The sequence below is a fragment of the Bombella pluederhausensis genome, assembly GCF_026385525.1.
Lineage (GTDB): Bacteria > Pseudomonadota > Alphaproteobacteria > Acetobacterales > Acetobacteraceae > Bombella > Bombella pluederhausensis.
This window is the reverse complement of record NZ_JANIDY010000004.1, coordinates 27254-39688: the sequence shown is the minus strand read 5'-3', so window position 1 is coordinate 39688 and position 12435 is coordinate 27254. Positions and strand designations below refer to the sequence as shown.

Annotated in this window: 11 protein-coding genes; 6 read left to right on the top strand and 5 right to left on the bottom strand. The window is 58.1% G+C overall.

Annotated elements, in window-relative coordinates:
* Positions 1-42: 42 nt before the first annotated feature.
* Positions 43-1284, bottom strand: a complete 1242-nt coding sequence (locus tag NQF86_RS07885; protein WP_266117099.1) for an MFS transporter — start codon at positions 1282-1284, stop codon at positions 43-45.
* Between the two features lie 271 nt (positions 1285-1555).
* Here NQF86_RS07885 and NQF86_RS07880 point away from each other — a divergent pair, with 271 nt between their 5' ends.
* From NQF86_RS07880 to NQF86_RS07855, 6 genes are all read left to right on the top strand, one after another.
* The gene (locus NQF86_RS07880) at positions 1556-2131 is read left to right on the top strand and encodes an NUDIX domain-containing protein (RefSeq protein ID WP_266117208.1); all 576 of its coding nucleotides are present in this window, start codon (positions 1556-1558) and stop codon (positions 2129-2131) included.
* 62 nt (positions 2132-2193) lie between these two features.
* Positions 2194-2823 carry a TVP38/TMEM64 family protein gene (locus NQF86_RS07875; RefSeq protein WP_266117098.1) on the top strand — a complete coding sequence of 210 codons (630 nt, stop codon included), beginning with the start codon at positions 2194-2196 and terminating at the stop codon, positions 2821-2823.
* A 6-nt stretch (positions 2824-2829) separates the two neighbouring features.
* Positions 2830-4092 (top strand): multidrug effflux MFS transporter, encoded by a 1263-nt coding sequence (locus tag NQF86_RS07870; protein WP_266117097.1) that lies wholly within the window; start codon positions 2830-2832, stop codon positions 4090-4092.
* 79 nt (positions 4093-4171) lie between these two features.
* The gene (locus tag NQF86_RS07865; RefSeq protein ID WP_266117096.1) at positions 4172-4711 is read left to right on the top strand and encodes an adenine phosphoribosyltransferase; all 540 of its coding nucleotides are present in this window, start codon (positions 4172-4174) and stop codon (positions 4709-4711) included.
* A gap of 25 nt (positions 4712-4736) precedes the next feature.
* A complete protein-coding gene (gene hrpB, locus NQF86_RS07860) occupies positions 4737-7226 on the top strand; it encodes an ATP-dependent helicase HrpB (RefSeq protein ID WP_266117095.1) in 2490 nt (829 codons plus the stop codon).
* Between the two features lie 405 nt (positions 7227-7631).
* Positions 7632-8858: a S1C family serine protease gene (locus tag NQF86_RS07855; protein ID WP_266117094.1), complete on the top strand. Its 1227-nt coding sequence runs from the start codon at positions 7632-7634 to the stop codon at positions 8856-8858.
* A 4-nt stretch (positions 8859-8862) separates the two neighbouring features.
* On the opposite strand, the gene NQF86_RS07850 is transcribed toward NQF86_RS07855, so the two are convergent.
* The 4 genes from NQF86_RS07850 to NQF86_RS07835 form a co-directional block, all read right to left on the bottom strand.
* Positions 8863-9657: an SIMPL domain-containing protein gene (locus NQF86_RS07850; RefSeq protein ID WP_266117093.1), complete on the bottom strand. Its 795-nt coding sequence runs from the start codon at positions 9655-9657 to the stop codon at positions 8863-8865.
* A complete protein-coding gene (locus tag NQF86_RS07845) occupies positions 9654-10001 on the bottom strand; it encodes a hypothetical protein (RefSeq protein ID WP_266117092.1) in 348 nt (115 codons plus the stop codon). The genes NQF86_RS07850 and NQF86_RS07845 overlap by 4 nt, the downstream gene beginning before the upstream one ends.
* Before the next feature lie 78 nt (positions 10002-10079).
* Positions 10080-11597 carry a sensor histidine kinase gene (locus tag NQF86_RS07840; protein WP_266117091.1) on the bottom strand — a complete coding sequence of 506 codons (1518 nt, stop codon included), beginning with the start codon at positions 11595-11597 and terminating at the stop codon, positions 10080-10082.
* 30 nt (positions 11598-11627) lie between these two features.
* Positions 11628-12314 carry a response regulator transcription factor gene (locus NQF86_RS07835; protein WP_266117090.1) on the bottom strand — a complete coding sequence of 229 codons (687 nt, stop codon included), beginning with the start codon at positions 12312-12314 and terminating at the stop codon, positions 11628-11630.
* Positions 12315-12435: the final 121 nt, after the last annotated feature.

The following is a 12435-nucleotide window of genomic DNA, read 5'->3' as shown; positions in this document are numbered from 1 at the left end:
AATAGTGGGAGCATGATACATGCTCCCATCCCATAAGGGAGTTTACTTGGCGCTTTTGGGCACACCGCAACCCGGGATACGGGAGAAGATGGAGCTGAAAGCAATACCGCTGACGCAGAGCACACCAGCTACGGCAAACATTGTGCCCCAGCCCATATGGTCACGCAGGCCACCCATGAACCAGCTGGAAACCACAATGGTGAGGTCCGTGAAGATGGAGTAAGCGGCAATCAGGATACCGTTATATTCCGGCCCATCGGTCTTGACGGCCATCGTACCCATGGCAGGGAACAGCAGGGAGAAGCCGGCACCCGTCAGGGCTGCACCGACCAGACCGCCCGTGTTGTTATGGACCAGGCAGAAGACGGCCATAGCAATGGCTTCCACCACCAGGGACATGTAGGCAATCGGCACACCACCGTGCTTGTCGATCTGACCAGACACGAAGATACGCATGAAGATGAAGCAGGCAGCGAAGACGCCGAAGGCAATCCCCAGACCCGTCCAGTGGTTTTCCGTGTAATACAGGGCGAGGAAGCTGTTCACCGTACCGAAGCCGACAGAACCAGCAGCCAGAGCGGCACCGTAAGGCAGAACCTTTTTGACAGCGAGACCGAAGGACATCGGCTTGCCGTTACCGGCCAGCGGCTTGATGGCTTTATAGAAGGTCAGCAGGATGAAACCGCCAACACCCAGAGCCACTTCCAGAGCACCAACCGGCAGCAGCTTGATGGTCGGCAGAAGGCCGCTCAGCAGCTGACCAACGGTCACACCGACAGCAATACCACCGTAGGAGGTGACACCGTTCCAGGAAATGGCCACGGAGGAGTGAGCCTGACCAACACGGCGCAGGTTCCATGCCGTAACGGACGTGGATGTGCAGCTTTCGGACCAGCCAATGAACAGACGGCTGATGAGAGCAATACCGAGAGCGATATAGCGGGACGTGTCATTCAGCCCCATGAAGGTGGGAACCAGGGCTGCAAGGCAGACGAGCAGGCCGGAAATGGCGCAGAAAATCAGGCCGTATCTCAGAACGGCCTTGGGGCCATATGTATCAATGCGGTGACCAACGACCATACGCCCCATGGCTGTACCAATGTACTGGAGGGAGATGGTGCTGGCAGCGATAGCCGTGCTGAAACCCAGCGTGTTGTGTACGAACTGGGCACCGATGACGGCGTTGGGCAGACCGATGACGAAATAGACAAGAAGGTTGAATAGAACTACGGGCATCACCCGCATGGTTGGCGAGCACGTATAGGTTGCGTCTTCATCAGACATTGAGCGTCCCCTTTGTAATTTTCCGCAGCCGTGCCCATCTATGTCTGTAACTGGCACAGCCTGTCCTGGAAACTGACCATAGGTGAGAAAATCATTTCCGTCACGAGGCAATGTTTTCTCAGCTTCTGTTGCTGTGAATGGCTGCCATGCAGCTATTTATTGGGCGCTCTATAATAGACGGGAGTAAAGCGTTTTCTCCTGTCCTGTCCGCTGTGGTAAAGAGAGGGACGTGCTGGGTGGCACATCTGGCTGATAGCAAAGGGCCCCGATGATGACTGACGATGAGATCAGAAAAGCCTGTGAGAAGGCAGGATACCAGATTCTTTCTTCCGAAAGAGTATACGAAAACCCGTGGACAGCCGTGCGAGAGGACAAGATTATTCACCCTGGCGGCAAGAAGGGGCTGTATGGGGTTGTTGAACGGGGAACTTTTGCCGTCATCATGCCTCTGCATGCAGATGGTCGTGTCACGTTGGTTCAGCAGTTCCGTTACCCTGTGGGGAAGCGGCTGTGGGAGTTCCCGATGGGTACATGGGAGACACGGCCCGATGCTGATGCCACGGAGCTGGCACTGGGTGAGCTCAGGGAAGAAACCGGCCTACGTGCTGGAGAGCTGATCCATGCGGGTACGCTTTATCAGGGGGCTGGATATTCCAATCAGATGGGGCATGTCTTTCTAGCCCGGAATCTGGTCCGTGGTGATGCAGAGCGGGAAGAAACGGAAGCTGACATGAGAACACGGGACATTCCGCTTGCCGAGTTCGACCGCATGATTGCTGATGGTGAGATGACATGCATGGTCACTCTGGCAGCCTATGCTCAGATTCGTGGTCGGGGTCTGCTCTGACATCTCCTTTGAAGGCATGTGAATCTGAAGGAGGCGGGGCGTCTTCTTTCAGCTGGCGGGCATTGCTACGTCCGGCCCTTCTGGTCCTGTTGCTGGCGGGTGGCCCTCTGCTGCTGTGGCAGATACCTGCCGTACAGCATGGGCTGGACATCATGCGGGGTTGGGCAGGGCAGCCTTATGCTGCCCTGAAGGTTCTTCCAGTAGCGGTAGCCTATTGCGCTATCGGGCTGCCCCGGCAGGCCCTTTGCCTTGCCTTAGGGGCGGGGTTTGGTGTTGGCATCGGGCTTGTGGAATCCAGTTTAGCTTATGGTATCGGGGCTTTGCTGGGCTATGGCTGGGGCTGGTTCTGGCAACGTGGCCGGACTGTCTCGGGCGAGTTTCTGTCATGGTTTGTGCAGGCAGGGCAGAGGGCGCCATTCCGTATGGTTCTCTGTGTCCGGTTGCTGCCGGTCGGGTCTGCTTTGCTGGTGTCGGTGTCATCAGGGATGGCGGGTCTGGCGGTTGGCCGGTTCGTACTGGCGACCATGCTGGGCGGACTGCCCCAGAATCTGGTTTTTCTTCTGGCAGGTAGGGGTGTAGAACTTCGCCATGGAGGAGCCCTGTTTGCTGCCGCCGTGCTGTTGCTTGTCTCGGCAGGACTGGGGGGCTGGGTATTGCGTGGTTTTCACAGAGAGATGAGGAAGGCAGGGTAGCGGAGCATGAAAACGTCACAGCGTGGTTTTTTTGAACATGCCCTGATCGGTAAGCCGTTGATAAAGGGTGGAAAAATGCCCTTCTGGCTGCCCATCCTCCTGGGTACGCTGACGGCGGTTGGCCCGGTCTCGACAGATATTTATCTGCCTGCCTTGCCGGAGATGGAACATCAGCTGGGCTCCGCACCGGGCACGGGCAGCCTGACCATGGCGGCCTGGGTGGCCGGTCTGGCTATTGGACAGATTATTGTCGGGCCTTTGACGGACCGTTTCGGACGCCGCCGCCCTCTCTTGGTAGGGACATTGTTCTATGCGGTGGCGGCAGCGGGCTGTGCGCTGTCTACCTCCATGCCGATGCTTTGCTTCTTCCGAGCATTTGCGGCTTTCATGGGGGCGGCCAGCCTCGTGGTGCCGAATGCTTATGTTCGTGATGTGACGGCTGGAGATGCCACGGCCAAGATGATGTCCCGGCTGATCCTGATTCAGGGGGTGGTGCCCATTCTGGCACCTGCTTTGGGTGGGTTTGCCCTTCAGTTCATCAACTGGCGGGATATTTTCTGGGCCACATCTCTCTATGGCGTGGTTGGTCTGCTGCTTGTCTTTCTGTTCCTGCCGGAGACGCTGGATGAGGAAGATCGTCACCCAATGCGGCTCTGGCACATCATGACCCGCTATGGCCAGACATTGAAGGACAGAAACTACCGCTTCAATGCACTTATCTGGATGGTGCAGGGTTTTTCCGTCTTTACCTATCTTACGGCAGCACCGTTTCTCTTTGAGAGCGTCTATGCCTTTACGCCGTTCCAGTATGGTATCCTTTTTGGTGTCATGGCGGTGTGCATGATCGGTTCATCTCAGGTCAATGCGTGGCTGCTGAATTATTATCATAGTCGGACCCTGCTGCGGGCTGGACTGGGAATCAGCTGTTTTGGGGCAGCTCTTTTGCTGGGTTTGGCTGTCTGGTCCGCACTGGATGTTGATGCCGCAGGGCATCTCAAGCATCTCTATCTCTGGCCGCTGTTCGGAGCGATGCTGTGTGCGCTGGGCCCGACATGCCTCATTGGCCCAAATGCCATGGCTGGCGCCCTTCTATCGCAGGGGCGTAATGCTGGGGTGGCGACGGCTCTGGCAGGGACAGGGCAATATGTGTTCGGTATTCTGGCTAGCATTCTGGTGTCGTGGCTGCCGGTGGGTACGGCCATTCCGATGGGCGGGATGCTGCTGGTGGCGTTTCTGGTCATGATTGCCTTCTCCCGCATGGCCCCGTGAGGCTCCCTTTTAAAACAGGCGCATAAGAGCCTATAAGGGGGCTTTGTGTGTATTCTGATCCTTATGATGAAGGCCGCTCATGTCCTTTAAAGACCCTGCCCCGCTGGACTTGAAACAGTATATTCGTGAAGTTCCCGATTTCCCGAAGCCGGGTATCCTGTTTTACGACATTTCCACTCTGATCCGGAATCCGGAAGCATGGCAGGTAGCAACGGGGCGTCTGGCGCAGGCGGTGGCCCGTTTTCAGCCGGACCTTCTGGCAGGGATCGAAAGCCGTGGCTTTCTGACAGCGGCACCGCTGGCAACCCGTCTGGGCTGTGGCTTTACCATGCTGCGCAAGCCGGGCAAGCTGCCGGGCAAGACAATCGCCCATAAATACAGCCTCGAATATGGTGAGGATGAACTGCATATTCAGGCTGATGCTGTTCGTCCCGGTCAGCGTGTGGTGGTGCTGGATGATCTTCTGGCAACGGGCGGTACGCTTGCGGCTTCCATTGATCTTCTGCGTAAGGCAGGGGCCGAAGTCGTGGGGGCATCTGTGATGATCGAGCTTCTGGCTCTGGGCGGGCGCAAGAAGGTTGATGTACCCGTCACATCCCTGCTGACATACGAGGACTGAGCTTACTACAGGGCGCAGAGGCAGCATGACGGTAGAATCCCTTCCTGTAACGGCAGTTCTGCCTGCCCTGCATGAGGCTCTTGTTACGGGGCCGAATGCCGTGCTGGTGGCGCCGCCGGGGGCGGGGAAGACAACGGCTGTTCCGCCTTTTCTGCTGGAAGCCGCCCCGGACTGGCTGGGGGATGGCCGCATCCTGCTCGTGGAGCCGAGGCGTGTGGCTGTGCGGGCAGCGGCCCAGCGTATGGCGGCGCTGCGGGGTGAAAAGCCCGGCGGAGTGATTGGCTACCGGACCCGTATCGACAGTGCCGTCTCGGCTCAGACACGCATTGAGGTCGTGACGGAAGGACTGCTTGTCCGCCGTCTGCTCGCTGATCCGTTACTGGATGGCGTGTCTGCCGTTTTGTTCGATGAAGTGCATGAGCGGTCCCTTGATGGGGATACGGCTCTTGGTTTCTGCCGTGACGTGCAGCAGAGCCTGCGGCCGGAGCTGCGGCTTGTGGTCATGTCCGCCACGCTGGATGCCGGGATTTTCACGACCGCCTTGCAGGCTCCTCTGATTGAGAGTGATGGTCGCCAGTATCCGGTAGAAATCCGCTACAGGCGGGACATAGCCCATCTGCGTGATCTGCCGGAACATTGTGCTCAGGCCGTAGCGCAGGCATGGCGGGAGGAGGAAGGGTCTGTTCTGGCGTTCCTTCCCGGTGTGGGGGAAATCCGTAGGGCACAGGCCAGTCTTCAGGCTCTGCTGGGTGAGCAGGCTCCCATCTATCCGCTTTATGGCGAACAGTCGGTTGAGGATCAGGCCCGTGCGCTGGACCCGGATTCCGGGCGGCGCATCGTGCTGGCAACGTCCATCGCTGAAACATCCGTGACGGTTCCCGGTGTGCGGGTCGTGGTGGATGGTGGCTGGCGGCGTTTGCCTCAACGTGATGCCAGTACAGGTCTTCCCCGCCTGCATACACGGCGCATTTCTCGGGCTACGGCAGAGCAGAGAGCGGGCCGTGCAGGGCGGCAGGCTCCCGGTATTGCCATCCGTCTCTGGTCGGAGATGACCCAGCGCAGCCTGATCGTGCAGGAAGTTCCGGCTATCCGGGAGGCTGATCTCTGTGATTTTGCCCTTGTCACAGCGGCATGGAATCAGGCGATGGGGACGGCTCCTGCGGCTCTGCCTCTGATTGAACCAGCCCCGGAAGGGGGGCTGGCGGCGGCGCAGTCTCTCCTTCAGTTTCTGGGGGCGCTGGATGGCCAGCAGGACCTGACAGTTCTGGGGCAGCAGATGGTCGGGTTCGGGACGCATCCCCGGCTGGCAGCGATGCTTTGTGCTGCCCGGACGGAGGAAGAGCTGGCCGTGGCGGCCTGTCTGGCAGCCCTTCTGGAAGAGCGTGACCCGCTGGGCGGGCGTGGTGGCAGGGGCGGTGAGGCCTCGGCTGATCTCCGGTTGCGGCTGAAACTGTTCATGCAGGATGATGCGCGTGTGCCTCGGCATGTGCTGCGGCAGCTCCGTCAGGCGGCGGTGCGGTTTCTGCGCCGGGCCGGGCAGGCTGTGAATCAGAATGATCTGGCTGATCTCGTGAGTGAGGGACTGACAGGGTATGCCGCAGGGCGGATGGTTGCGGCGGGGTTTCCTGATCGTCTGGCACAGCGGACCAGTGCGGATGGGCGTTATCGTCTGGCCGGGGGCGGGAGTGCCCGCATAGGGGCGACTGACCTGCTGGTGCAGGAAGAACTTCTGGCAGGGGCGGCCTTCCATATCCGCAAGGGAACGGACATGACCCTTGCGGCGCCTGTCTCTCTGGAGACCTTGCCTGAATCCGTACAGGTCAGCCTGAAGGAACAGAGGGAACCGGCTTTTGATGGTACATCGGGCAAGGTGATTGTCCGGCAGAGGCTGCGGCTGGGTAATCTGGTGCTGAAGGACCGGAATGTTCCGGCCCAGCCGGAAGATATTACAGCGGCCTTGCTGGCGAAGGTGCAGGGTGATCTGCCCCGGCATCTGGACTGGTCGGAGCAGGCACGGCAGTTGCAGGCCCGTGTGGCTCTGGCACGGACCCATTATGCGCCTCATCTGCCGGATATCTCTGATGAAGCGCTGGTCCAGTCCATGGACTGGCTGGAGCCATGGCTGGCTGGGCTGGACAGGCTCGTGCAGCTTAAGGAGCTGGACCTTGCGGCCATTCTGGCCAGTCTGCTGCCTTATGAGGATCGGCAGGAGCTGGATCGGCAGTTACCGCCCTATGCTATTCTGAAGGTCGGACGCAGGCGCATTGATTATACGACTGTTGTACCGTCCCTTTCGGCACGGGCGCAGGATTTTTATGGTACGACTGCCTTGCCTGCATTGGTGGGTGGCAAGGTACCTCTCCATGCGACATTATTGTCACCTGCCGGGCGTCCACAAGCTGTGACGGCGGATCTGGAACAGTTCTGGAAGTCTGGCTGGTTGGATATGCGGCGGGATATGAGGGGCCGTTATCCGAAACATAAATGGCCTGAAAATCCCGCTCTGCCTGAGTGAAAAAAGGATGCTGTCCATCAGGTCATCTATTACAGATGCTGTACGTTATTTCGGCATGTTCTGACGATGGAGATGGTTGGTTATTTCGGACATGTATGACTGATCCTGTATAGAAAAATTGGGCATATCTTCTGTAAATATGAAGATACTTTATGTATTTCTCTGATGTTAGGTAACTTTTTTGTGTATTATTGCCCGGAATGGTAGGTCATAGAGCGATCCTGTATTAAAAATGGACATTATTATGGCACATTATGGGAACGCTTTCATTCAGCATAGAGTATGCTAGAGGTAGGATCGTAACATTGCGGTAGTATGGCCGTAATGGCAGCAGATGGGGTATTCATGCAGCCGGTTATGAGGCATTTGATCTGGTCTGTCTTTTTGCCGGCAGCTGTAGGGAGCATGGCCGCTGCGGGCGTGTGCCTGTGGTGGGTGCCCGGTGGAGAAAAAGTCCCGGCACCAATACGCAATACCAGTCTGTACAAGGCTGTGCATCATCCGCCCGTGCCGGTTTCATCGCCGCTGGTATTGCCCTCAGCATCTGTGCCTGTTGCCCCTGTTACGGCGGTTGTGTCTCATGATGCGCCTGTCATCAGGGAAGCCTTGAATCTGCCCAGCTTTGCCCCGTTGGTGCATCAGGTAATTCCTGCTGTGGTTAATATTTCCATCTCTCATGGGTCATCCTCGGATAATGATGATGACGATGATGGGGATGCGGCATCTTCGCCGGGCCGTGAACAGCGCTCATCACCGTCTCCTAAACGGAAGCGGCATGTAAAACGCCGCAATACTGGCAAAGGGCACCATGTACTGCACCCTGCTGATGATGAGCTGACAGGGGCAGGGTCCGGTTTTGTGGTCGACGCATCGGGCATTATCGTGACGAATCGGCATGTTGTTGGTCATGCCACACGGATCATGATTTCACTCTCTGATGGGCGTTCCCTGCCAGCCCATAGTTTGGGGGATGATCCGATGACCGATATTGCTGTCATCAAAGTGGATAGTCCGACACCATTGCCCTGCGTGACATGGGGGGACAGCCGTCAGGTGGAGATCGGGGACTGGATACTCGTGGCGGGGAATCCTTTCGGCTTCGGGTCATCCGTTACGGCTGGGATTGTCTCCGCCGTGGGGCGTGATCTGGGCAGCGGCGCTCTGGATGATTTCATGCAGCTGGATGCGCCCATTAATCCGGGTAATTCTGGCGGGCCAGCATTTAATCTTCAGGGACAGGTCGTGGCGATGAACGCAGCTATTGCGTCTCCCAGTGACGGTTCTGTGGGGATTGGGTTCGGGATTCCGTCTGAAATCGTAGCGCCTGTTGTGGAGTCCATTCGTAAGACGGGCCATGTGGAACATGGCTGGTTAGGGGTGACGCTCAATGATGCCAGCTCCCCCATGTGGGTTGAGGACGTGGACCCTCATGGGGCTGCATGGCGGGGAGGACTGCGGAAAAAGGATGCCATTCTGGCGATCGGGGACGTGCCCGTGCATGATGCCCGGACCGTGCTGCGTAGCGTGGCAGCGGCGCATCCGGGGACCATATTCAATTTCACCATACGCCGGGAAGGTAAGGTTCTGACCCTCCCGGTGGCGCTGGGTAAGCGCCCCATGGCGGATTTCTAGCCCATCAGGGTGAAGGCGGCTCACGGTCTGCCAGACGGGCTTGTGCGCTGACAGTGACACGGACGGTCTGCATGTCCGCCGTGCTTTCCGGTGGTGCGGAGGCACTGCGGGCCATCATCATCATGGGTGAAGCCCCTAATGGAGGAGGCCCAAAGTCGCCATCAGGACCACGGCCACCGATATGGACACGTTCCAGACCAAGGAGTGTCTGGCCCAGAGCCGTGGCATCTTCCTCTGCCTGCTGACGGAGCTTCTTCAGGGCACCGAGTCGGGCCTGCTGTTCCAGCTTCTCACGGGTTTCGGGGTTGAGAGTCCACTGCATGTCATCAATGCCTAACCCTAGCTTCTGAAGTTTTTCAGCCAGTGCAAGCAGGGCGTCACGATTCTGGCCGCTTAGAGTCAGACTCTGGCGGGCGACCCAGCTTTTCTTGTTATGAGGGCCGTATTCTTCGCCCACACTGTAGCTATCTGCCGTGCTTTTCACATCAGGCTGGTCTTTCAGTACAGCCATAGCACTGCTGATGAGTTGGTTGAGCTGCTGCTGGGTTGTGGTGGGTGAAGTGCCTTCCGTCTTGGCAGAAAAGTGGATGGAGAGTGTGTCTGCTTTTGCCTGTGCTTCGTCAGATACAGAGAAGGACAGCAGGGTACCATGCGGGTGTGGCGGTGGTGGCGCTGTGACGACCGCCCCACCATCTGGAACGGCCCGTGCTGGAGATGCTGCGAGAATGGCACCGCCCAGCAGGCAACCCGTAGCAAGGGCTGTCAGGGAAAGACGGTTCAGGGGATGACGTGGGCTCATTGATGAGGCTCCTCCTGATGTTTCAATAAAACGAGGGCACGGCGGAGGCGACCAATGCCTGCCCTTATGTGATTCTGCTGGCAGAGCTCCTGCCCCTGCTGTTGCAGATGCTGGGCATCTTCCATAGCCCCAACGGGGACATCATGGGGCATGCGCATCTTCTCGGCCAGATGTGCGTTCAACTGCGCACAATAGGCCTGACTGTCGCTGGTAATGACAAGGTCCTGTGAAGGCACGGGGGCTTCCTGTTCATGCAGCAGTGATCCCCATGCCAGTCCGGGCCGTGATGGCATCTGGACGAGCAGAAGGATGACAGTAAGGAAGAATACGGTGCGCATGGTCATGAGAATATCACAGCCAATATGCCCTGAAGATGGGCGTGGTATGAAGATTTGGTAACAGGGATAAAGGGCAGTGGACTGTCATGACGGGTTTTCCGTGGAGATGGTGTGTCTGGCGTTCTGTTCAGCTTCCTGTGTGAGAGGAAGAAACAGAGTGACCTTTAAACCCGGATGGGCCTGTGTGAGCGTGAGGCGGCCATGATGCAGGCTGGTGACGGCCTGCACCAGAGAGAGGCCAAGGCCGGAGCCGGGTGTGTTGCGGGCACTTTCAGCCCGGAAGAAACGCTCATGGGCACGGAGAATATCTGCATCATTCATGCCCGGCCCCTGATCCTGCACGCTGATGTCTATTCCGGCTGGTGTGCCTTCGGCAGCAGCAGTTTCGGGGGTGGGCATGGCAGGGACGGGGTGGGCGCTGAGGGTCAGCGTGCTGTTGGGTGGTGAGAACTTGATGGCATTGTCCAGCAGATTGGCCAGAGCCTGCTGGAGCATCCGTTCATCACCAAACAGGGGAGGAAGGGGAACAATATCCAGATGCAGGCTTAGCCCGGCATCTTCGGCCGAAGCTTCATAGAGCTCGGCCATGTTGGCCAGAAGCTGGTTGAGGTCCATCATCGTGAAGGCAGAACGGCGGGACCCTGCTTCAATCTGGGCGATACGGAGCAGGGCCTCGAAAATGCCGGTGATATGATCCAGATCACCAATAGCCTTATCTACGGCTGTGCGCAGTTCATCCGGGGATGTGGCGGAAAAGAGCGCTTCTTCAAGCTGGTTGCGGGCACGGGTGATCGGTGTTCGCAGGTCGTGTGCTATGGCATTGGAGACCTGACGGACGCCTTCCATGAGCCGGTTGATCCGGTCCAGCATGGTGTTGACCGTTTCGGCCACGAGGTCCGTCTCACTCCCTGTGAGGGCGATGCGGTGATTAAGGTCGCCATTGGCAACGGCAGAAGCCGTGCGGGCGATGGAGCCGACCATGCGGCGGAACAGGTCCCGCACGACAAGCGCCCCACCCACGGCCAGCAGGGCGATCATGACCGCACACCAGATGAGCGTCCGGGTGATGACGGTGCTGAGCAGAGTGCGGCCTCGTATGTCGTGCCCGACAATCATCTTGAAACCATGAGGAAGATGATAGGCTTTGAACTCCGCTGGTGTCGTGAAGGTGTAGCGGCGGATGCTCAGCTCATAGAAGTGATTCATCTTCTTGATGGCTACTGGCCAGCCCGGCAGGTTTCCGGCCAGCCTGCGGCCATGGCGGTCTATCAGCAGATAGAGGGCGTCATCATCGATATTCTGTTCCAGCCGGTCGGTAATGGCATCACCAAGGGCAGGCGCACCGCCATAGACCCAGCGTTTCTGAAGCTCCTGCGCATCGGTTTCGATGAAGGCACGAACATGCTGGTTGAGCAGGTTCGTGCTGCTCCACCAGATGAAGGAGAGGAACAGCGTGGCAGAGATGAGAAACAGGACACCATAACCCAGAGCAAAATTGATGCCTGCCGACCGGATAGGCCAGCGCCGGCGTCTGGCATCAGGTTGTTTCTCCTGCCGGCGGCGGAACCAACGCCGGCGTGGGGGGCTCCTGTCCTCTGCCATAATGCTGATGACCTTGCGTTCTCTCTGTTCTCAGTCCTGTGTGGGGCGGAGAATATAACCCGCATTGCGTACGGTATGGATGATGGCTGTCTCGAAAGGCTTGTCCACTTTCTGGCGCAGGCGGGAGACATGCACGTCAATCACGTTGGTCTGTGGGTCGAAATGATAGTCCCAGACCTTTTCCAGCAGCATCGTCCGGGTGACGACCTGCCCGGCATGGCGGACGAGGAATTCCAGCAGGCGGAACTCACGGGGCTGGAGGTCGATCTTCTGGCCATTCCGGCGGACCTCACGGGAGAGGAGGTCAAGCGATAGGTCCCCTACGGTCAGGGATGTTTCCGGTGCTGAATCATTATGGCCCCGGCGCCCCAGAGCCTCGACACGGGCCAGAAGTTCGGAGAAGGCAAAAGGCTTGGTGACGTAATCATCACCACCGGCGCGCAGCCCGTCCACCCGGTCATCCACGTCCGAGAGGGCAGAGAGGAGCAGAACCGGCGTGTTGTTCTTCTGGCCACGCAGGGTCTCAAGAATGTTCAGGCCATCAATACCGCCGGGGAGCATCCGGTCGAGGATAATGATGTCATATTTCTCCCCGATGGCCAGATAGAGACCATCTTTGCCGTTATCGGCCTGATCCACGTTATGTCCGGCTTCCTTCAGCCCCTTGAGGACAAAGGAGCGGACAGTCGGGTCATCCTCAACCAGTAGAATACGCATTGGTCCTGCCTGTTTTCCTGATATGCTGCATCATGCATTCTGTGAGGCAGAATAGCGGCAAGCCGGGGTAAAAGGAAAGCACACCCTTTACCGTGCCTGCGTGCCTTGCATTACGGATATG